Source organism: Bacteroides sp. D22, assembly GCF_000163675.1.
In the GTDB taxonomy this organism is placed as follows: Bacteria; Bacteroidota; Bacteroidia; order Bacteroidales; family Bacteroidaceae; genus Bacteroides; species Bacteroides xylanisolvens.
Window position 1 is genome coordinate 1 of the sequence record NZ_GG774821.1, and the last position, 21,368, is coordinate 21,368.

Consider the following 21,368-nt stretch of genomic DNA (forward strand, 5'->3'; position numbering starts at 1 on the left):
AGAGGACTTCAAATGCATTTGTCGGGCCAGTTCCGAGAAAGGGAACAGAGAATGGAGGCGACCTAATTCACTCGTTGCAAAACTTTGACGATATTTTTTAAGCATATCGAACTCGGTAAAACCTAAACAAGGTTCGATTTCTGAGATTTTTTGTATCTTTACCATGTGTTTTTATTTTTAATTACCCCCGTTTTGGCCGTCAAACCGTTTTTTGGGGGGAATGCTTAAAGATACAAAAAAGGCAACTAACTCGCAATGAATTAGTTGCCTTAAATTTTATTATTTTAGGAATATCCCTACTTATCTGAATAAGGGAGTGGAGAAAGAGAAAATAGACTTGATGCTTCGTGCCGGAATGGCTGCCCCTTCGGGGAAAGATGTCCGTCCTTGGGAGTTTATAGTAGTATCCGACCGTGCCAAACTGGATTCAATGGCTGCTGCGCTTCCTTATGCAAAGATGTTGACCCAGGCCCGTAACGCTATCATTGTCTGCGGAGATTCTGTACGTTCGTCTTATTGGTATTTGGATTGTTCAGCAGCAGCGCAAAATATTCTGCTGGCTGCCGAAAGTCTGGGACTGGGGGCTGTATGGACGGCTGCCTATCCTTATGAAGACCGTATGCAGGTGGTACGCAAATATACCAATCTACCTGATAATATCCTTCCGCTTTGTGTCATTCCTTTCGGCTATCCGGCTACAAAAGAGAACCAGAAACAGAAATTTGACGAGAAAAAGATACATTATAATCAGTATTAGTAAGCAAAAGTTTTGTCTTTTCAATAATTTCCTTACATTTGCAACGCTAATTAAAATCTGATACGCAAATGTTTGGAATAGACGACCCTTTTATAATTCTGCCTTACCTTCTTTCGGTGGTATGTGTGATCTTTGCTGCCTGGTTTGGGCTGAAGTATTGGAATAAGGACGACGAAAAAGACGAAACTCGATGAATACATTTACACTTGGCTTGATTGTGATAGGATATCTCCTGTCACTTGCTTACCTCGGCTTTTTGGGATACAAGAAAACAACGAATACCAGTGATTATCTGGTAGGCGGACGTCAGATGAATCCTATTGTTATGGCACTTTCTTACGGTGCTACGTTTATCTCTGCATCTGCTATTGTAGGTTTTGGAGGAGTGGCGGCAGCTTTCGGAATGGGTATTCAGTGGCTTTGTTTTCTGAATATGTTTATCGGAGTTGTCATAGCTTTTATCTTTTTCGGTTTACGCACCCGGCGTATGGGGGCAAAACTGAATGTGAGCACTTTCCCTCAATTATTAGGCCGTCATTTTCGTTCCCGTAATATACAGGTATTTATTGCTGCTGTTATTTTCATCGGAATGCCGCTTTATGCAGCAGTTGTAATGAAAGGTGGAGCTGTATTTATCGAACAGATCTTTCAGATTGATTTCAATATCTCTTTGTTGATATTTACATTGGTTATTGCTGCTTATGTTATTGCAGGCGGTATGAAAGGGGTCATGTATACAGATGCTTTACAGGCAGTTATCATGTTCGGTTGTATGCTGTTTCTGTTATTCTCTCTATATCAGGTGCTCGGTATGGGTTTTACCGAAGCGAATAAAGAGTTGACTGCTATTGCTCCGTTAGTCCCGGAAAAATTTAAAGCATTGGGACATCAGGGATGGACTGCAATGCCTGTTACAGGTTCACCACAATGGTACTCACTTGTTACTTCCCTTATTTTAGGAGTAGGAATCGGATGTCTTGCGCAACCCCAGCTAGTGGTTCGTTTTATGACTGTGGAAAGTAGCAAACAATTAAACCGCGGTGTATTTATCGGTTGTTTCTTTTTGATTATAACAGTAGGAGCTATCTATCATGCCGGAGCTTTGAGTAACCTTTTCTTCCTGAAAACAGAAGGAGCGGTTGCTACCGAAGTAGTGCAGGACATCGATAAGATTATTCCATATTTTATTAATAAGGCGATGCCCGACTGGTTTGCCGCACTCTTTATGTTATGTATCCTTTCGGCCAGTATGTCTACACTAAGCTCGCAGTTCCATACAATGGGTGCTTCGGTAGGTTCTGATATTTATGGAACTTATAACCCCCGTTCGCGGAATAAACTAACCAATGTGATTCGTCTGGGAGTATTGTTCTCTATCCTGGTCAGCTACATTATTTGCTATATGTTGCCTCATGATATTATCGCCCGTGGAACTTCTATCTTTATGGGGATTTGTGCGGCAGCTTTCCTTCCAGCCTATTTCTGTGCCTTATATTGGAAGAAAGCCACTAAGCAGGGTGTCATGGCAAGTCTTTGGGTCGGAACAACCGGTAGCCTGTTTGCCCTTGTATTTCTTCATCAGAAAGAATCTGCAGCATTAGGTATCTGCAAAGCATTATTTGGACGGGATGTATTGATTACCACTTATCCTTTCCCTGTGATTGATCCGATATTATTTGCCTTACCATTATCTGTATTAGCCATCATCGTAATCAGCTTAGTAACCAAAAAATAAGTATTAAGTAAGTATCAAGTATTAAGTATTACGCTATGCGGATAAGCACCTCAAAGGCCACGGTTAATACTTGATACTTAATATTAATCATGCTTTTATTTTCTTCTTGTAGGATTCGTAGCGCGACATGATATCACGTACGAAATTGTAAGTCTCGATACCACGGAAATACCCGTTTTTGCAGACAGGATCGGTAAAGTATTCTTCATTGCTTTTGAGCAGGATGAAGTTTTCTACATTGTCTTTCCATACCAGTTTGTTCTTTCCGTATTTTTCGGCTAGCGCCATGGCATCGTATATATGTCCCAAGCCGGCATTATAAGATGCCAGAATGAAGTTGAGTCGTTCCTGCTTGTCGGGAATCATACTGAAACTGCGGTCGGTGGCGGCGATATATTTGATAGCCGCTTTCACACTTTCCTCCGGGTTCTGCTCCTTGCCGGGAGGTACTCCCATTGCCCGGGCGGTGGCAGGCATTAACTGCATCAGTCCTTTGGCGCCGGCCCAGGAAACAGCAGTGGTATCGAAATTAGATTCAGTATAGGCTAGTGACGCCAGCATACGCCAATCCCATCCGATATCTTTGGAATACTTTCTGAATAAATCATCATAATGAGAAATTTTCCCCTCTTTCAATGAAAGGATAGGAGAGTGGGGCATCATTTTACTATTCTCAAAATAACGTTTCATACTGGCTGTGTAGGCAGGAGAGGTCATATTTTCCTGATGCCATTTAGTAGCGGCGGCTGCCAGTTCGGGGCTGTCTTTTCGTACTGCCCACGAAGACCGTTGATCGAAACTGATAGACAAATCGATATTTAAATTAGGATAATAGGTTTTATTTAATTTTGCCAGGTCATTGTCGGCTACTGTATACGGGATTTTTCCTTGCGCCACTTGCGTTATCAAGTCCTCGATGGTAGTACTGTCATTGGTAACTTCATGAATCCGGATGCCTCCTCCTAATTCGCTGTTCAGATTGACGAGGCGGTCGTAATACTTTCCCGGTTTTACGTATATATCTTTTCCTACCAGTTCGGTTACGTCTTTTAATGGCTTCTGCTTTCCTCTTCCTTGCTGAACGATTACTTGATGGGTGATGACATCTTCACCACAATAAAGCAGACTGTCTTTCCACTCTTTGGTGATAGGCAGATTGTAGGCAATCATATCTCCTTCGCCTGCCAGCAATTTTTGAATCATCTCGTCAACGCTTTTGGCAACTTCAATCCTAAGCTTTAGTCCCAGACTTTTGGCAAACTGCTCGCTAAGTTCATACTGGAATCCCATTTCCTGTCCCCGATAAATAAAATAGGAAGTAGAGCTATACAATGTCAATACAACGAGTTCGCCACTATCTTTTATTTGTGGAAGATCACGTGCGGATTCATCCGTTGTACTATGTTGTTTGTTCCGGCATCCGAACACACAACAGAACAATACGAGGAATAAAGGGATAATCAGTGTCTTGACATTCATACCTGACATTTTGCTTTTAACTCTCAACTCTCCATTCTCCACTCTCAACTCTTCAAGTGTTTTTTGATATACATAGTCAGTATATCAATAGCTACCTTATTACTGCCGCCTTCCGGTACAATAAGGTCGGCATATCGTTTGCAAGGTTCGATAAATTGCAGGTGCATAGGCTTTAAAACCCGTGTATAGCGTTCCATTACAGCTTCGGCAGTACGTCCGCGCTCAATAACATCTCTTTGGATAACACGTATCAGGCGTTCGTCGGGATCGGCATCTACAAAGATTTTAAGGTCCATCATATTGCGTAGCTTTTTATCACATAAAGCAAGGATTCCTTCAATGATAACCACTTCACGAGGTTCGATATGAATTGTTTCGGGCTGGCGCGTACAAGTGAGATAAGAATAGGTAGGCTGTTCGATGCTATTTCCTTCTTTCAGCATCATGACATGTTTGGATAGTAGGCTCCATTCAAAAGCATCGGGATGGTCAAAATTGATATTCTGGCGTTCTTCAACCGGGACATGGCTACTGTCTTTGTAGTATGAATCCTGTGGTAAGAGTACTACTTCCCCTGCGGGGAGACTTTCTATAATTTTCCGTACGACGGTGGTCTTTCCGGAGCCTGTTCCGCCTGCTATTCCTATAATTAACATCTCTTTAAATGTATATTTGAACCAAATAGAGTATTTTTGCATTACTATTAATGCGATGATTGCATTAACAAGACAAATATAGAAACAATTCATTAAAATAACAACGTAATGGTAAAACACATTGTATTATTTAAGTTAAAAGACGAAGTTCCTGCTGAAGAGAAACTGGTAGTCATGACTAAATTCAAGGAAGCGATAGAAGCTCTTCCTGCTAAAATCTCTGTCATTCGCAAAGTGGAAGTCGGATTGAATATGAATCCTGGTGAAACATGGAATATTGCGCTTTACAGTGAGTTTGATACACTAGAAGATGTGAAATTCTACGCAACACATCCCGACCACGTAGCTGCCGGTAAGATTTTGGCTGAAACGAAGGAAAGCCGTGCATGCGTAGACTATGAATTATAAACCCCAAAAATAAAGATGAGAAAAATAATTTCTTTCCTGCTTTTAAGCTTTGTTGTATATGCATTGCAAGCGCAGATCAAAGATCCGGTAAAGTTTAAAACAGAACTGACACCTCTCTCCGATACGGAGGCAGAGGTGGTGTTTACGGCTGCCATTGATAAAGGTTGGCATGTTTATTCTACCGACCTGGGAGATGGCGGTCCTATTTCTGCAACATTTAATGTTGATAATAAATCGGGTGTCGAGCTTGTCGGTAAACTGAAACCTGTGGGCAAAGAAGTAGCTACTTTCGATAAATTGTTCGAAATGAAGGTACGTTATTTCGAGAATACAGCAAAGTTTGTGCAGAAAGTGAAATTTACGGGTGGAGCTTACGCAATAGAAGGTTATCTGGAGTACGGAGCCTGTGATGACGAGAGTTGTCTGCCTCCTACTCAAGTGCCATTCAAGTTTTCGGGAGTAGCGAAAGCCGGAAATGCTGCCGCAACGAAAACAGAACAACCGAAAGCAGAACAACCGGAACAAAAAGTAGTGGATAAGGCAGATAAGAAAGAAGGGGCAACTCCTGTTGCTTCGAAAGATTCATCTGCTATGATGGAGTTGGTTCCTGCAACTACAACGGAAGCAGCCACGGATATTCAGCCGGCAGTTGCCTCTAGTGAACTTTGGAAACCCGTTATCAGTGATCTGCAAGCATTAGGCGAGGAGCACGGGCAGGAGGATATGTCCTGGATATATATATTCATTACAGGGTTCCTTGGAGGATTATTGGCTTTATTCACTCCGTGTGTGTGGCCGATTATTCCAATGACAGTCAGCTTTTTCCTGAAACGCAGTAAAGACAAAAAGAAAGGAATTCGTGATGCGTGGACGTATGGTGCATCTATCGTAGTGATTTATGTGGCATTAGGTTTGGCTATCACGTTGATTTTCGGTGCCAGCGCATTAAACGCTTTATCTACCAATGCTATTTTCAACATTCTCTTCTTCCTGATGTTGGTGATTTTTGCCGCTTCATTCTTTGGAGCGTTTGAAATCAGACTACCCTCGAAATGGGGAAACGCAGTAGATAGCAAAGCGGAATCTACGACCGGATTACTAAGTATTTTCCTGATGGCTTTCACGCTTTCATTGGTATCTTTCTCTTGTACAGGTCCGATTATCGGATTTCTGCTGGTACAGGTATCTACCACAGGAAGTGTGGTTGCTCCGGCAATCGGTATGTTAGGATTTGCCATTGCTTTGGCATTGCCGTTTACACTTTTTGCCCTGTTCCCGTCTTGGCTGAAATCTATGCCGAAGTCCGGTGGATGGATGAATGTAATCAAAGTAACGCTGGGTTTCCTCGAATTGGCGTTTGCGCTTAAATTCTTGTCGGTAGCTGACTTGGCTTACGGTTGGAGACTGCTTGACCGCGAAACATTCCTGGCTCTGTGGATTGTAATCTTTGCTTTGCTTGGATTCTATCTGTTGGGTAAGATTAAATTTCCGCATGATGACGATGATAATAAGGTGGGAGTCACCCGCTTCTTTATGGCATTAATCTCTTTAGCGTTCGCTGTATATATGGTTCCTGGTTTGTGGGGAGCACCATTGAAGACCGTATCTGCTTTTGCTCCGCCTATGCAGACGCAAGACTTCAATTTGTATAAGAACGAGGTACATGCGAAATTTGATGATTATGACTTAGGTATGGAATATGCCCGTCTGAACGGAAAGCCCGTTATGCTCGACTTTACCGGATATGGTTGCGTAAACTGTCGTAAGATGGAAGCAGCGGTGTGGACTGATCCGAAAGTGAGTGATTTGATTAATAACGATTATGTACTGATTACTCTCTACGTGGATAATAAGACTCCGTTGACCGAGCCCGTAAAGATAATCGAGAACGGTACAGAACGTACTTTGCGTACTGTCGGCGATAAATGGAGTTATCTGCAACGTGTGAAATTCGGAGCCAACGCCCAGCCTTTCTATGTATTGTTGGACAATCAGGGTAAACCGTTGAATAAGTCGTATGCTTATAACGAAGATATTCCTAAGTATATCGAATTCTTGCAGACCGGATTGGAGAATTATAAGAAAGGGAAAAATTAAAATCTTCGATAAGGCACTGTCTTGAATGATAAATGAAATAAAAGCGGTCTCATCTTTTCGGTGAGATCGCTTTTATTTTTTTATTTCAGAAAAAATACATACGTTTGTAACATCATAACAATACCTTTGTGCCCAAAAATAAAGAAAATATGTACGCAACAGACACTCTTGTAAATGAACGGGAATTGGTTCTCCGTCTGATAGACGGAGATGAAGAGGCCTTTTGCGAACTTTATGCCGCTTACAAGAATCGTTTGCTCTACTTCGCCCTGAAGTTCGTCAAGTCGCGTGAATTTGCTGAAGATATTTTTCAGGATGCATTTACGGTAGTCTGGCAAACTCGTCGTTTCATCAATCCCGAAGCCTCTTTTTCTTCCTACCTTTATACCATCGTACGTAATCGTATTCTGAATCAGTTGCGCGACATGGCTAATGAAGATCAGCTGAAAGAACAGATTCTTTCTCAAGCGATTGATTCAACAAACGAGACCAATAACCATATTTTGCTCAATGATTTGAAAGAGATTGTTGCTCGTGCATTGGAACAATTGACACCCCGCCAACGGGAAGTGTTCAAAATGAGCCGTGAGTTACAGATGTCTCATAAAGAAATAGCCGAAGCGTTGGGTGTCTCTGTTCATACGGTGCAGGAACATATTTCTGTATCTCTGAAAGTGATTCGTTCTTATCTGACTAAATATTCAAGTACATCAGCTGATATACTTTTGATTCTATTTTGTTTAAACTTATAATAAATGTTAATCACACCCTAGTTCTTTCTTACTTTTGTGTATTACTTATACAAAGGGAAGGAAATTAATATCCTTATTTTGAATGTATGATGAAAGATACTAAAACAGAAAAAGATAAATTGCATCGTTACCTGGATGACCTTTATACCAGGGAAGAGGCTTCACAACTTTTGCAAAGCATAAAAGAGGCAGAAAACCAAGATTTATTGGATGAACTGGCAGCAGAGGTTTGGGAAGAATCCGGGAACTTGCAACCTGCTACTGATTTGGAACGGGAAAGGTATAAGAGAGAGGCGCGTCAGTTATTGAAACGTATTGAACACAAAAAACGTACTTGGTTCCGTCGGGCGTCTGTGGTGGCGGTTAGTACGGCGGCTGTCATAGCCATTATAATAGGGAGTGTCAACTTTTTCCGGTATATGAATGAACAGCAGGTCACGCTTGCCGAAGTCACCACTTCTTTTGGTGAAAAAAGGCAAGTGACTTTGCCGGATGGAACTCTTTTGGTATTGAATTCTTGTTCTCAAGTGCGTTATCCGGAACGTTTTGTGGGAGATAGCCGTGAAATAGAACTTGAAGGTGAGGGATATTTCCGTGTTGCCCGTAATGAGAAAATGCCATTTATTGTAAAGACGAAGCGGCTGGATGTTCGGGTATTGGGTACTCGTTTTGATGTCAAGTCCTATTCAACGGATGAGATTGTATCTGTGAGTGTGGAGAGTGGTAAAGTGCAGGTTGATTTACCGGAAGCAATGATGAGGCTGACTGCCAAAGAGCAAGTGCTTATCAATACGGTTTCCGGTGAATATAGTAAGAAAACAGAAGATAGGGGAGTGGCTGTCTGGATGAAAGGAGGTTTACGTTTCTACAGTACACCGATTCGGGATGTGGCAAAAGAACTGGAGCGTGTATATAATTGCCGGATTACTTTTGCTCCCGGTCAGGATTTCAACAACTTGATTACCGGTGAGCACGATAATAAGAGTCTGGAGGCCGTACTTAAATCCATCGAATTTATCAGTGGTGATATCAAATATAAGAAAGAAGGCATTAATGTCCTTCTTTATAAAGAATGAGATGAAGAAAAGATAATGTTTAACCTTTAAAAGAATAATAGATGAAAACAGCTCCTTCATGAACCTCCCCAAAATGATAGAAGCACTCCAAAGGAATGCCTCTATCCGCAATCCGGACGGATATTCATAAGCTTCGACCCAAATGAATAACGTATCGCGTATTGCTTGTTTTTAATAACTTTAGTCAATTACTAAAACGCACAAATTTATGAATAATCTTCTTATTTGTAAAGGGATAAGTAAAAATAGCTGTTCGTTTTTAGCTTTTTTACTATTCACCTTCATTTTAATTGTTCCGGCTGCTGCTCAAACACTGAAAGAGCATGATATAACGCTTCGCGTGCAAAATGAGCCGGTAGAAAGTGTTTTCAATAAAATCAGCAAACAGACTAATTTTAAATTTCTCTATGACCAGGAGACGGTGAACAAAGCTCCGAGAGTTTCTTTCGACATTAAAAATGCTTCATTAAAACAGATTCTGGGCGAGATAACCACCCAGGCCAAACTTTATTTCAATAGGACCGATCATACAATTGCTGTCAGCAAACAGCCACTTAAAAAGGAAGAAACAGCTCAACGTACACGCACTATCCAGGGAATTGTTGCAGATGATAAAGGAGAACCGGTGATTGGTGCCAGTGTTCAGATTAAAGGAGAAGGCAGTGGTACCATTACCGATATCGACGGACGTTATTCAATCATGAATGTACCGGAATCTGCCACACTGACTATTTCTTATATCGGCTATAAAACGGTGAATATCTCTGCAAAAGATAAGAATACGGCAAAAATCACGTTGGTGGAAGATAGTAAGATGATCGATGAAGTAGTCGTGGTAGGCTATGGCGTTCAGAGAAAAAGAGATGTTTCTACTTCTATTTCTTCCGTGAAAGCCGAACAAATAGCAGAAGTTTCCGCTTCCGATTTTCGTCAGGCGTTGGCGGGAAAAATGCCGGGAGTACAGGTTACGCAACCTAGTGGTGATCCGGAAGGAAGCGTAAGTATCCGTGTTCGTGGTATCAGCACAGTGAATGCAGGTAGCGATCCTCTCTATATTATCGATGGTGTACCGGTGGAACGTGGATTTGCCAATCTGAATAATAATGATGTTGAATCTGTAGAAGTTTTGAAAGATGCTTCTTCGGCAGCTATTTATGGTAGTCGTGGATCGAATGGTGTAATTATTATCACGACCAAACAGGGGCAGTCGGAGAAAATGAAAGTGCAGTATGATGGATATTATGGTATCCAGAGTGTTTCGAAGAAACTTTCAATGATGAATGCATATCAGTTTGCCGAATTTGCAAAAGATGGGCATGACAACGCCTATCTGGATGCCAATCCCGGTGGATCACCGGACGATCCGAATGGAATGCGTCCCAACTCATGGGAACGTATCCCCACCGAACTCTTTCCTTATCTGAATGGGGACAAAGGACTGACCGATACGGACTGGCAAGACGCTATATTCCGTACTGCTGCTACTACCAGCCACAATGTCTCTATTTCCGGCAGAGGAAAAACAGTCGGTTATTTTATTTCAGCCAACTATTATGATAAAGAAGGTATTATCATTAATTCCGATTTTAAGAAATATAGTATGCGTATGAATTTGGACGGGAAATATAAAAGGCTGAAATTCGGTCTGAATTTTTCTCCTTCTTATTCTACTTCCAACCGGGTAGATGCTTCCGGGTCTAACGGTATTGTGCAATCAGCCTTGATGATGCCTCCGGTATGGCCGGTGTATAATGCGGATGGAAGTTATAACTATCAGGGAAACGGATATTGGAGAATTGGAAATGACTATCAGCACAATGCCGTATTAAACCCGGTAGCCATGGCAAACCTCCAATCGGATGTTGTAGACCGTATGGCTATTGTGGGAAAAGTCTTTGCGGAATTGGAGTTATATAAAGGGCTTACCTATAACATTTCTTTTGGTGGTGATTATTACGGTTCGCATAACGATCAATACCGTTCATCGGAACTTCCGTTATTGGGACAGAAATATTATGATGTGAAGTCGAATCCTACTGCATACAGTTCATCCGGTTTTTACTTCAACTGGTTGGTTGAGAATAAAATCAATTATAATACGACCATCAAGGATGCTCATTCTATCAATGTCGTTTTAGTACAATCGGCTCAAAAAGAAACATATAAAGGTGATAATGTGACGGCTACCGATTTCCCGAATGACTATATACAAACAATTTCCGGAGGTACGGTGACGAAAGGTGCATCTGATAAAACACAGTGGACAATTGCTTCTTATCTGGCACGTGTACAGTATAGCTATAAAGGTAAGTATATGGCTTCAGCAGCCATTCGTGCAGACGGTTCTTCCCGTTTCGGAAAAAACAACCGTTGGGGATATTTCCCTTCTGCTTCTTTTGCATGGAGAATAAGTGGAGAAGACTTTTTCACGAAAGCAAAATTCCTATCATTTGTTGATGACTTGAAACTTAGAGCCAGTTATGGAGTTACTGGTAATTTTCAGATTGGTAATTATGACCACCTGTCTCTGATGGCTTCCGATAACTATATACTCGGTACAGGCAATGGGCAGTTGGTGAATGGATATAAACCTAGTACCATAAAGAATGAGGATTTGAGTTGGGAAAAGAATGCGATGGTGAATGTGGGTCTTGATTTACAAATGTTCAAGGGATTGCTGGGACTGACTGTGGATTATTACAATACCAACACTTCTAATATGTTGTTGAACGTACCTGTTCCTCATCTGACCGGATATAGCACTGCATTGATGAATATCGGTAAAGTAAACAACAGGGGATGGGAAATAGCATTGACCTCGCAGAAGAATATAACGAAAGATTTCGGTTATTCATTCAATGCCAATTATGCTACGAATACAAACGAAGTAAAAGCGCTCGGTCCGGGTAATGCTCCTATCATATCTACCGGTAGCGTAGATCATGCGTATTACATAACGAAAGTTGGTGAACCTATCGGCTGTTATTATCTGTTGGTGCAGGATGGTATTTTCTCCAATGAAGAAGAATTGAAGAAATATCCTCATTTCAGCAATACCAAGCCCGGAGATTTCCGGTTTGTGGATGTAGATGGAGACGGCGTGATGGACTTGGATAAAGACCGTACGATAGTAGGTAACTATATGCCTGATTTCACCTATGGATTCGGGGGAAAAGTGTGGTTTAAGGGATTTGATCTTGATTTTAATTTCCAGGGAGTGTATGGTAATGAAATTTTGAACTTGAATCGCCGTTACATTGATAATCTGGAAGGTAATACCAATGGCACTACCATCGCCTTGAATCGTTGGAAGAGTCCGGAAGATCCGGGAAACGGTCAGGTGAATCGTGCCAATCGTAAATCAAAAGGTTATAATGGACGTACGTCAACCTGGCATTTGGAAGATGGTTCTTATCTGCGGTTGCAGAATGTGACACTGGGATATACTCTGCCGAAGAATCTGACCCAGCGCTTTTTTGTAGAAAAGTTGAGAGTATACGTTTCCGGACAAAATCTCTGGACTTCAACTAATTATAGCGGATACAATCCGGAAGTGAATGCCCGGCCGTCTAATTCTCTTTCACCGGGTGAAGACTATGGTACTTATCCATTGGCTAAAACATTCTTATTCGGATTGAATATAACTCTTTAATCATCCTTTAAAATACACGTTGTATGAAAAAATATAAACTAATACTATTCTTGTCAACTGCTTTTCTATCAGTTGCCTGTACAGATAGTTTCTTCGATTTGGAACCAAGTAGCAGTGTGCCTACCGATAAGGTATATAAGACAGCAGACGATTTTAATGTAGCTGTGATGGGATGTTACTCTAAATTGCAGACACAGGTTTCCTATTTTACGGAGTGTTGCGAATATCGGAGTGATAATTTGACATTGAGCGCACCTACTGCCGGAACGCAGGACCGTTATGATATCGATCAGTTTGCAGATAAAGCTTCTAATGGAATCCTGGAAAATGCTTGGGCGAATTTTAGTAATGGAGTCTATCGTTGTAATCTTATATTAGATAGGATTGATGAAGCCAACTTTGACGCTACTCTGAAAAAACAATATAAAGGAGAAGCCCTTTTCATTCGTGCACTTACCTATTTTAATATGTACCGTCTGTGGGGAGGAATACCGATGACTAATAAGGTGGTAACAGTGGCCGAGGCTCTGAAAATCGGACGTAGTTCAGACCAGCAGGTTTATGATTTCCTTGTCGGTGATTTGAATCAGGTTATTAATGAAAGTATGTTGCCGTCTTCTTATACAAGTACCGATATGGGACGAGTGACTTCCGGTGCTGCAATGGCACTGCTCGGCAAGATTTACCTCACTTTCCATAAATGGACGGAAGCTCGAAATGTGTTATCTCAATTGATAGGTAAGTATTCTTTGATGACTACTCCGGAGCGGGTTTTTGATGTAAATAATAAAATGAATGATGAGATCATTTTTGCTGTTCGCTTTAATAAGGATGTGGAAGGAGAAGGGCATGGATACTGGTTCTCTATTATTAACCTGACCGACGATACCAATCAGACAAAGGCACTGAAAGAATGTTATAAAGACGGGGATAAGCGGAAAGATTTGATTACTTATGTAAAGGTGGAAGATAAGGTTTGTGTCATGAATAAATTTAAAGATGTCAAGAGCGCGACTTATAACACTGTTGGTAATGACCAGATTATTCTCCGTTATGCCGATGTATTGTTGATGTATGCGGAAGCTTTGAATGAAATTAGCTATAGTAATTTGCAGAATTCAGAAGCCTTGGTTGCTTTGAATGCTGTACATACCCGTGCCGGATTGTCTCCGATTTTGATTACAGAGTTACCCGATCAGGATAGTTTCCGTAATGCGATTATGCTGGAACGTCAACAGGAATTTCCTTATGAGGGACAGCGTTGGTTCGATTTGGTACGTATGGGAGGTGCTAAGGAAGCCATGAAAGCGGAAGGACATATTATTCAGGATTACCAATTCCTGTATCCTATTCCCAAAACGGAATTGGAAAGAATAAACAACACAGAATTGTTGTGGCAGAATACGGGATATTAATAGGGTTAAACTAAAAGAATTCAGACAATGAAAAAAATAATATATAGCTTGTTGTTTATTCTCACAGTAGTTTTTACTGCTTGTGAAGAAGAGCTGCCAAAAGCGAATTTCGATTTATATGAACTGAAGTCACTTACGGCAACAGCCGGAGATATGAATGTGACTCTTGCTTGGGAGGCATACGAAAATGCCCGGCCTAATGAATATTTGATTCTTTGGACTTCCGGATCGTCAGACGCGGAAGGAGGTGAGATGACTGTGGATGCGAAAACAATGACTGCCACAATCAATAATCTAGTGAATGACGTTGCTTACACTTTTTCTGTACAGCCTCGTTATACAGGAGGATTGGCTAGTAAAACTACCGCTGCCTGTACGCCGAAGAATGCGAGATACCCGATTTCTGATCTGACGGCAGCAGCCGGCAATGAAAGAGTGCGTTTAAGATGGACAAAACCTGCCAGTGAACGTTTTACCCGTTATCAGGTTACTGTTAATCCGGGCAATCAGATTATCAATCTGGATGATACTTCATTGGAAGAATACATTGTTGACGGGTTGACTAACGATCAGGAATATACGTTCAACGTAGTTTGTGTTTATCCTACGGGCAATTCTATTCCAGTGGAGACTTCAGCTACTCCGGGATTGATCTATCCTATTCTTGCCAATACGGAACTGGTCGTGTGGGAACCTTGCGCCTTTGCTTATAACGATATGTATTTTATGGCAGGTGAAGTGAAATCGGTAAGCTGGGATTTTGGTGATGGTACGACATCAGGAGAAAACAATCCTGTACATGCATTTGCTACTACCGGAACTTATACAGTAGCTGTCACGGTGACTTATGTAAATAACACAACCGAGTCGGGTAGTCTGGCTGTTACAGTCGGCAATTATAAATGGAATTCTGTCGATTTGAACTTTGGCGGACTTACCGGATATGTAAAGACTTCCAATCCGGTGTTCTCTCCGGATGGAAAAACAATGTACATCCCAACATCTACTCCTGCAGGGCATTTATTTGCTATTGATGTAGTGAGCGGTGAATTCAAATGGGTGTTTGCTATCAGTCAGATAACGTATGGTGGAGGTGCGTTAGTGGCTTCTGATGGTACCATATATCAGTGTGTAAGAAATGCTACTATTAATAATGTATATGCTATAAATCCAAATGGAACCCAAAAGTGGGCGGTTAAATTGGATGCTGCGGTAGGTGCTTTTCCTGCATTGTCTGTCGATGGTGTTCTTTACTGTCTTACTAATAAGAGTACGTTGTATGCCCTCGATGCATCCAGTGGCGTTATAAAATGGCAACAATCCCTTGACGGAGCAACAGGTAGTGCGGTAGCTATTGATAAAGCCGGAAATGTTTATGCGGGTACAAGTGCTGCTATTTATGCTTTTAAACCGAATAAGGATCAGATATGGAAATTGGAAGAAGTAAATGTGACAGAACAGGCTACGTTTGCTTTGAAAGATCAGATGCTTTATGCGACGTTGAAAGGAGGCGGACTTGTTGCTGTCGATATGACAAACGGGACAAAGAAATGGACGTATCCGACTACGAAAGGAGATGCCTATTTCCCGATTGTAGATAAAAATGGTAATATCTACTTTACGGAGAAAGGATCGCAGACAGTTCATGCAGTAAATGCCAACGGGGCTAAAATCTGGGAGAAAAAAGTAGGCAACAATTTGAATTACAGTGGAGGTGCCTTGAGCACGGATGGTATTCTTTATATAGGTACTCAATCAGGAAACAAAGTATTGGGACTTGATATTACTAATGGAAACATTGTTTTTGAAGAAACTGTAGGACAACAAGTCATGGCAGCTGTTACTATTGGTCCGGACAAACGGCTTTATTGCGGAACGATCGGATCTGGTAATATAGGTGCTGTCAAAGCATTTGATATCAATAAGACTTTGGAGACAGACTCCTGGAGTATTCGTGGTGGTGATATTCAAGGTACAAACCGTCAAAAGTAAGTGATAATGAGAATCTCGGTTTTTATTGTATTTATGACGATGACAATGGGAGTATATGCACAGAAATATAAAGTAGGTACTACTACGGCTTTGTGGAAAGTACCTGCTTCCACAGACTTTTCTCAAGCTCGGTCTGTGGGGATAGAGTATGTGGAAGTTGCATTTAACCAGTGCTATAGAGGCGTTCCGGCAAATGAGGTCATTCCTCGTGTTCGGGATATGAAAGCAAAAATTGATAGTGCCGGTATCAAAGTCTGGTCTATACATCTTCCTTTTTCCCGCACGCTGGATATATCGGTTCTCGATGAAAAGAAAAGGAAAGAAAATGTAGATTTTATGGCGGAGATGATTGAACAGTGTGCTCAATTTCAACCGAAATGTTTAGTTCTGCATCCAAGTTCCGAACCGATTGACGACAGTATTCGAGCACAAAGAATAGCCAATGCTTCCAGGTCTATCGCTTATCTGAAGAAGTATGCGGATCAGATAGGAGCACAGTTATGTATAGAGAATCTGCCGCGGACTTGTTTGGGAAATACTCCTGAAGAACTTTGGGAGATTATCAAAGATATTCCCGGTGTGAAGGTTTGTTTTGATACCAATCATTATACAAAAGGAACGACGGAACATTTTGTAGAAACCATTGGTGAACGTATTGGCACCATACATGCTTCGGATTTTGATTTTGTCAACGAGTGCCACTGGCTTCCTACGCAAGGCGATATTAAGTGGGGAAAGTTAATGCACGCACTCGAAGGAGTCGGTTATGAAGGAGTTTTCATGTATGAAGCGACTAAAGATCATGAAAGCCATGATACACGTCCAACACCGGAACGGGTCGTTGAGACTTTCAATAAAATAATTAATGATTATAAAACACTGAAATAAGATGGATATAATAAGAAAAATTCAATATTTACTGTTTTGCCTTTTGGCAATAGGCTTTGTTGCTTGCGATGATGATGACAACAACAGTACCGAAACAGGTCATGAAGGAATCCTTACTCAATTGGCAGAGGAAGTGGATGCCACAGCACAACAGTTGTGGAGTTCTTCTCCTTTGATTGTCAATGCCGGACGTACTGCTACTTTGACCAAAATTCAGGGGTATGCGGATAAATGTAAAGATGATTATTTCATCAGTTATCTGAATGGTTTCGACCAGGCAAGTACAAGTATGGAAAAGTGTGATCCTATTATCTATTTTTATCGGAGCGCATTTGACCGCGTGATGGATGGAGTTAAAAATTCAAAAGTGGAAAATGGTACAGCAGAGATTTGGTTGCTCTATAATATGGGATATGTGGTCAAGACTCCGTCAGGATGTTTTGCTATCGATATTTCTCATCGTTGGGCAAAAGAACTGGCACCTTATATTGATTTTCTCTGCGTCACTCATAAGCATTCCGATCATTATAACAATGATCTTATTCAGGCTATGTTTGATTTAGGCAAACCGGTATTGTCTAACTACCTGAAAGATACGACATATCCTTATACCGCAAAAGGAGATAAAGATTATGAAATAGGAAAATTCAAAATTAAAACCTGTATCACCGATCACAACAATTCCGGGTTATCTAATTTTGTGACTGTATTTTCGATTGATTGTGGTGAAGATACCGATAACTTCGTCTTTATGCATGTAGGAGACTCCAACTATAAACCGGAACAATATACGAATCTGGCTTCTCATGTGAATGTATTGATACCACGTTACGCTCCCAATGCACTGATTGAAAATAATATTCTGGGCTCGGGTGCAGGGCAGGTAGAACCGGATTATGTCTTGTTATCGCATATTCTGGAGCTTGCTCATGCCGGTGTTGACGAATCGAGATGGTCATTGGAACTGGCACTCGAACGGGCTTCGAAGATTAATTGTGAACATACCTATGTACCAATGTGGGGAGAAAAAATGGTCTGGCAAAACAATAAACTGAATTAAAATTCTTAATGTTTGAACTTATGAAACGGATATGTAACTTCATACTTCTTCTATGTTTGGTACAACTGGCTGTTGCCCAAAATAGAATAACTGAAATCAAAGAAAACCTGTTAGGAAATCATCCTGATAAAATACTGGTTGTATCACATCGGGCTGATTGGCGTAATGCTCCGGAAAACTCATTGCAAGGTATACAAAATTGCATTGATATGGGAGTCGATATGGTAGAGATCGATTTGAAAAGAACCAAAGACGGACATTTGGTAGTGATGCACGATAAAACAATCAATCGCACCATGAACGGAAAAGGGCTGGTAGAAGATTATACATTAGCGGAATTGAAAGCAATGCGTCTTAAAAATGGGGTCGCTTGTAAAACAAGACATCAGATTCCTACATTGGAGGAAGTCATGTTGCTCTGCAAAGGTAAGATAATGGTAAATATTGATAAGGGCTATGATTATTTTCAGGAGGCTTATGCCGTACTTGAGAAGACTGGAACAGTTGACCAGTGTGTTATCAAAGCCGGGCTTCCTTACGAACAAGTGAAAGCTGAAAACGGTGCTGTGTTGGATAAAGTAATTTTTATGCCTATTGTACAGTTGCACAAAGAAGGAGCCGAAGCTATTATTGACAGTTATCAGACTCACATGAAGCCTGTTGCTTATGAATTAGTATTCGATAATGATAATCCAGAGGTCCTTAACCTGATAAAGAAAGTGAGTGATACAGGTTCTAACTTGTTCATCAATTCTCTTTGGCCCGAATTATGTGGCGGTCACGATGATGACCGTGCGGTGGAACTCCATCAACCGGAAGAAAGCTGGGGATGGATCATTAATCAGGGAGCGAAATTAATTCAAACCGATCGCCCTGCTCTGTTACTGGAGTATCTGCGTAAAAAGAAACTTCACGACTAACCGTATTTCTTCATGTTGAAACAGCTTATAAATTTTTACAAGGTCTCTTCACCGGGACCTTGTAACGGGGAGGCTTTGTCCTCTTCCGATGAACGTCGTCTGAAGTATCTGAAATGGTCTACTTTCCTTTCGGCAACCTTTGGCTACGGTATGTATTACGTTTGCCGCCTTAGCCTGAATGTCGTAAAGAAGCCCATCGTAGAGGAAGGAATCTTCTCTGAAACGGAACTGGGAATAATCGGCTCCGTATTATTCTTCACTTACGCCCTCGGAAAGTTCACGAATGGTTTCCTTGCCGACCGTAGCAATATCAATCGCTTCATGACTACTGGTTTATTGGTTACGGCATTAGTGAACTTATGTCTCGGCTTTACCAATTCTTTTATTCTGTTTGCTGTCCTTTGGGGGATTAGCGGATGGTTTCAGTCTATGGGGGCCGCCTCTTGCGTGGTTGGCCTTTCCCGTTGGTTCACGGACAAAGAACGAGGTTCTTATTATGGATTTTGGTCTGCTAGCCATAACATCGGTGAGGCGTTGACCTTTTTGATTATTGCGTCTATTGTCAGTGTCTTGGGTTGGCGATACGGCTTCTTCGGAGCCGGTATTGTCGGTTTGCTTGGAGCTTTGATCGTGTGGAAGTTCTTTCATGACACTCCCGAGAGTCAGGGTTTCCCTCCAGTGAATGTTCCCAAACAGAAAAAAGAGATGAGTGCAACAGAAACGGCGGATTTCAATAAAGCACAGCGTCAGGTGTTGATGATGCCTGCCATTTGGATTCTTGCCCTTTCGAGTGCTTTTATGTATATCAGTCGTTATGCGATAAACAGCTGGGGCGTCTTTTACTTGGAAGCTCAAAAAGGGTATTCTACCCTGGATGCCAGTTTTATCATTTCTATCTGTCCGGTTTGTGGTATCATCGGTACGATGTTTTCCGGAGTGATTTCGGATAAATTGTTTGGTGGTCGTCGCAATGTTCCTGCCTTAATCTTCGGATTGATGAATGTATTTGCACTTTGCCTTTTCCTGTTGGTTCCGGGCGTACATTTTTGGATAGATGTATTGGCTATGATTCTTTTTGGTTTAGGAATTGGAGTACTAATTTGCTTTTTGGGTGGTTTGATGGCTGTCGATATTGCTCCTCGCAATGCATCGGGAGCTGCATTGGGAGTTGTCGGCATTGCCAGTTATATTGGTGCCGGATTGCAGGATGTGATGAGTGGTATACTGATAGAAGGGCAAAAAACGGTTCAGAGCGGAGTTGATGTTTATGACTTCACCTATATTAATTGGTTTTGGATAGGGGCGGCTTTATTGTCAGTTTTTTGTGCATTGTTAGTTTGGAATGCGAAGCCAAAATAATAGTTTGAATATTAGTGTTTTACTTAGATACTTTTTTCCTTTTAAACCAACGGGTCGTTTCTTTTAAAGGAACGACCCGTTTCTCACCGAGAAACAAAGTGTTCCTTTTAATGCAACATTAGCAGTCTTTTCAGTATTATTTCAGTATCATGCTTTTCCTTTGCCGGAGATAATTTATTATCTTTGCAACTTTAACCCGATAATCAATGAGTAGAATAATATTAAATACTAAGATTTGGCTGTTTGTGTTGTTGTTTGGAATGTCGTTTCCCGCATGGGCACAAAGTGATGATTTCAATACATGGACTAAATTTAAGGTAAATTATAAGATAGATTCTCGTTTCTCGGTTTCAGGCGATTTGGAATTACGTATGAAGGATGATGTAAGTCGATTAGATCGTTGGGGACTGACAGTTGGTGGAAGTTATCGCCCTTGTTCTTTTTTGAATCTGGGAGTGGGATATGAGACCCATCTTCGGAATTTGGGTGATTCAGACTGGAAGTTGAGACATCGCTATCATATATCTGCCACTGCCAACTTTCGTTATCAATGGTTGAAAGTGTCTTTGCGGGAGAGGTTTCAGCAGACTTTTGACCGTGGTGATTCTGAAACTCGTCTACGTTCTCGTTTGAAGTTATCCTATGCTCCTACAAAAGGAATCGTTTCTCCTTATTTTTCTGTTGAAATTTATCAAAGTCTGGATGATACCTCTTTTTGGAGAGCAGACCGTATGCGCTATCGTCCCGGAGTGGAGATTGCTTTAGCCAAACGTTGGTCATTGGATGCATTTTATTGTTATCAATATGCATCTTCGCAAGGCAGACACATTGCCGGAATAGAAGTGGGGTATTCTTTTTGAAATAAATGACGGATAGTAAATAATAACCAATGCTAATATAATAATGTGGAGTTCAGAATGTCTTGTTTTTGCATGTGTTATTTAAATGGCTGATTACGTGCTTTTTATATAAAAGATTAATCTTTTTAAAGGAAAATATTTCTTTTCTTAACTATAATCTGTACTTTCGCTTCCACATTTCAAACTGTAATGTGGGAATTTAAGATTCTACAGTTGCAACAGACGTGTTGTATGGTTTTTCATAACCGAAAGTGAATACTTC

Annotated in this window: 16 protein-coding genes and 2 pseudogenes; 15 read left to right on the forward strand and 3 right to left on the reverse strand. The window is 41.1% G+C overall.

What is annotated here, in order from left to right; genetic code table 11:
* Positions 1 to 165, reverse strand: a pseudogene (locus HMPREF0106_RS28340) (DDE transposase); the annotation flags it as partial.
* 133 nt (positions 166 to 298) lie between these two features.
* Here HMPREF0106_RS28340 and HMPREF0106_RS04140 point away from each other — a divergent pair.
* From HMPREF0106_RS04140 to HMPREF0106_RS04135, 3 genes and pseudogenes are all read left to right on the forward strand, one after another.
* Positions 299 to 757, forward strand: a pseudogene (locus tag HMPREF0106_RS04140) (nitroreductase family protein); the annotation flags it as partial.
* 68 nt (positions 758 to 825) lie between these two features.
* Positions 826 to 951: a symporter small accessory protein gene (locus tag HMPREF0106_RS28490; RefSeq protein WP_004296931.1), complete on the forward strand. Its 126-nt coding sequence runs from the start codon at positions 826 to 828 to the stop codon at positions 949 to 951.
* The gene (locus HMPREF0106_RS04135; RefSeq protein ID WP_009040888.1) at positions 948 to 2,492 is read left to right on the forward strand and encodes a sodium:solute symporter; all 1,545 of its coding nucleotides are present in this window, start codon (positions 948 to 950) and stop codon (positions 2,490 to 2,492) included. Before HMPREF0106_RS28490 ends, HMPREF0106_RS04135 begins: the two co-directional genes overlap by 4 nt.
* Positions 2,493 to 2,579: 87 nt before the next feature.
* On the opposite strand, the gene HMPREF0106_RS04130 is transcribed toward HMPREF0106_RS04135, so the two are convergent.
* Positions 2,580 to 3,971, reverse strand: coding sequence for a transglycosylase SLT domain-containing protein (locus HMPREF0106_RS04130; protein ID WP_032811731.1), 1,392 nt, complete (start codon positions 3,969 to 3,971; stop codon positions 2,580 to 2,582).
* A gap of 44 nt (positions 3,972 to 4,015) precedes the next feature.
* Complete coding sequence (gene udk, locus HMPREF0106_RS04125) at positions 4,016 to 4,627, reverse strand: uridine kinase (protein WP_032811070.1); 612 nt, start codon at positions 4,625 to 4,627, stop codon at positions 4,016 to 4,018.
* Between the two features lie 108 nt (positions 4,628 to 4,735).
* On the opposite strand from udk, the gene HMPREF0106_RS04120 reads away from it, so the two are divergent.
* From HMPREF0106_RS04120 to HMPREF0106_RS04065, 12 genes are all read left to right on the forward strand, one after another.
* Positions 4,736 to 5,035, forward strand: coding sequence for a Dabb family protein (locus tag HMPREF0106_RS04120; RefSeq protein ID WP_004315980.1), 300 nt, complete (start codon positions 4,736 to 4,738; stop codon positions 5,033 to 5,035).
* Between the two features lie 15 nt (positions 5,036 to 5,050).
* Positions 5,051 to 7,132 (forward strand): protein-disulfide reductase DsbD family protein, encoded by a 2,082-nt coding sequence (locus HMPREF0106_RS04115; RefSeq protein WP_009040890.1) that lies wholly within the window; start codon positions 5,051 to 5,053, stop codon positions 7,130 to 7,132.
* Between the two features lie 149 nt (positions 7,133 to 7,281).
* Entirely contained in the window at positions 7,282 to 7,884 is a 603-nt protein-coding gene (locus tag HMPREF0106_RS04110; protein WP_009040891.1) for an RNA polymerase sigma-70 factor, read from the forward strand.
* An 86-nt stretch (positions 7,885 to 7,970) separates the two neighbouring features.
* Positions 7,971 to 8,960: a FecR family protein gene (locus HMPREF0106_RS04105; RefSeq protein ID WP_009040892.1), complete on the forward strand. Its 990-nt coding sequence runs from the start codon at positions 7,971 to 7,973 to the stop codon at positions 8,958 to 8,960.
* Positions 8,961 to 9,168: 208 nt separating this feature from the next.
* Positions 9,169 to 12,612 (forward strand): TonB-dependent receptor, encoded by a 3,444-nt coding sequence (locus HMPREF0106_RS04100; protein WP_009040893.1) that lies wholly within the window; start codon positions 9,169 to 9,171, stop codon positions 12,610 to 12,612.
* Positions 12,613 to 12,635: 23 nt separating this feature from the next.
* Positions 12,636 to 14,027 carry a RagB/SusD family nutrient uptake outer membrane protein gene (locus HMPREF0106_RS04095; protein WP_009040894.1) on the forward strand — a complete coding sequence of 464 codons (1,392 nt, stop codon included), beginning with the start codon at positions 12,636 to 12,638 and terminating at the stop codon, positions 14,025 to 14,027.
* 27 nt (positions 14,028 to 14,054) lie between these two features.
* Positions 14,055 to 16,019, forward strand: coding sequence for a PQQ-binding-like beta-propeller repeat protein (locus tag HMPREF0106_RS04090; RefSeq protein WP_009040895.1), 1,965 nt, complete (start codon positions 14,055 to 14,057; stop codon positions 16,017 to 16,019).
* Between the two features lie 6 nt (positions 16,020 to 16,025).
* On the forward strand, positions 16,026 to 16,907 hold the full coding sequence (locus tag HMPREF0106_RS04085) for a sugar phosphate isomerase/epimerase family protein (RefSeq protein ID WP_009040896.1): 882 nt from the start codon (positions 16,026 to 16,028) through the stop codon (positions 16,905 to 16,907).
* A gap of 1 nt (position 16,908) precedes the next feature.
* Complete coding sequence (locus HMPREF0106_RS04080) at positions 16,909 to 17,967, forward strand: MBL fold metallo-hydrolase (RefSeq protein ID WP_009040897.1); 1,059 nt, start codon at positions 16,909 to 16,911, stop codon at positions 17,965 to 17,967.
* A gap of 20 nt (positions 17,968 to 17,987) precedes the next feature.
* Complete coding sequence (locus HMPREF0106_RS04075) at positions 17,988 to 18,887, forward strand: glycerophosphodiester phosphodiesterase family protein (RefSeq protein WP_009040898.1); 900 nt, start codon at positions 17,988 to 17,990, stop codon at positions 18,885 to 18,887.
* Between the two features lie 12 nt (positions 18,888 to 18,899).
* Positions 18,900 to 20,246, forward strand: a complete 1,347-nt coding sequence (locus HMPREF0106_RS04070; RefSeq protein WP_009040899.1) for an MFS transporter — start codon at positions 18,900 to 18,902, stop codon at positions 20,244 to 20,246.
* Positions 20,247 to 20,452: 206 nt separating this feature from the next.
* Complete coding sequence (locus HMPREF0106_RS04065; RefSeq protein WP_004315967.1) at positions 20,453 to 21,106, forward strand: DUF2490 domain-containing protein; 654 nt, start codon at positions 20,453 to 20,455, stop codon at positions 21,104 to 21,106.
* Positions 21,107 to 21,368 lie beyond the last annotated feature (262 nt).

Bases quoted from the DNA above. Each gene is read 5' to 3' on its own strand.
- HMPREF0106_RS28490 (WP_004296931.1), top strand. From the start codon at position 826: ATGTTTGGAATAGACGACCCTTTTATAATTCTGCCTTACCTTCTTTCG.
- HMPREF0106_RS04135 (WP_009040888.1), top strand. From the start codon at position 948: ATGAATACATTTACACTTGGCTTGATTGTGATAGGATATCTCCTGTCA.
- HMPREF0106_RS04130 (WP_032811731.1), bottom strand. From the start codon at position 3,971: ATGAATGTCAAGACACTGATTATCCCTTTATTCCTCGTATTGTTCTGT.
- udk (WP_032811070.1), bottom strand. From the start codon at position 4,627: ATGTTAATTATAGGAATAGCAGGCGGAACAGGCTCCGGAAAGACCACC.
- HMPREF0106_RS04120 (WP_004315980.1), top strand. From the start codon at position 4,736: ATGGTAAAACACATTGTATTATTTAAGTTAAAAGACGAAGTTCCTGCT.
- HMPREF0106_RS04115 (WP_009040890.1), top strand. From the start codon at position 5,051: ATGAGAAAAATAATTTCTTTCCTGCTTTTAAGCTTTGTTGTATATGCA.
- HMPREF0106_RS04110 (WP_009040891.1), top strand. From the start codon at position 7,282: ATGTACGCAACAGACACTCTTGTAAATGAACGGGAATTGGTTCTCCGT.
- HMPREF0106_RS04105 (WP_009040892.1), top strand. From the start codon at position 7,971: ATGATGAAAGATACTAAAACAGAAAAAGATAAATTGCATCGTTACCTG.
- HMPREF0106_RS04100 (WP_009040893.1), top strand. From the start codon at position 9,169: ATGAATAATCTTCTTATTTGTAAAGGGATAAGTAAAAATAGCTGTTCG.
- HMPREF0106_RS04095 (WP_009040894.1), top strand. From the start codon at position 12,636: ATGAAAAAATATAAACTAATACTATTCTTGTCAACTGCTTTTCTATCA.
- HMPREF0106_RS04090 (WP_009040895.1), top strand. From the start codon at position 14,055: ATGAAAAAAATAATATATAGCTTGTTGTTTATTCTCACAGTAGTTTTT.
- HMPREF0106_RS04085 (WP_009040896.1), top strand. From the start codon at position 16,026: ATGAGAATCTCGGTTTTTATTGTATTTATGACGATGACAATGGGAGTA.
- HMPREF0106_RS04080 (WP_009040897.1), top strand. From the start codon at position 16,909: ATGGATATAATAAGAAAAATTCAATATTTACTGTTTTGCCTTTTGGCA.
- HMPREF0106_RS04075 (WP_009040898.1), top strand. From the start codon at position 17,988: ATGAAACGGATATGTAACTTCATACTTCTTCTATGTTTGGTACAACTG.
- HMPREF0106_RS04070 (WP_009040899.1), top strand. From the start codon at position 18,900: ATGTTGAAACAGCTTATAAATTTTTACAAGGTCTCTTCACCGGGACCT.
- HMPREF0106_RS04065 (WP_004315967.1), top strand. From the start codon at position 20,453: ATGAGTAGAATAATATTAAATACTAAGATTTGGCTGTTTGTGTTGTTG.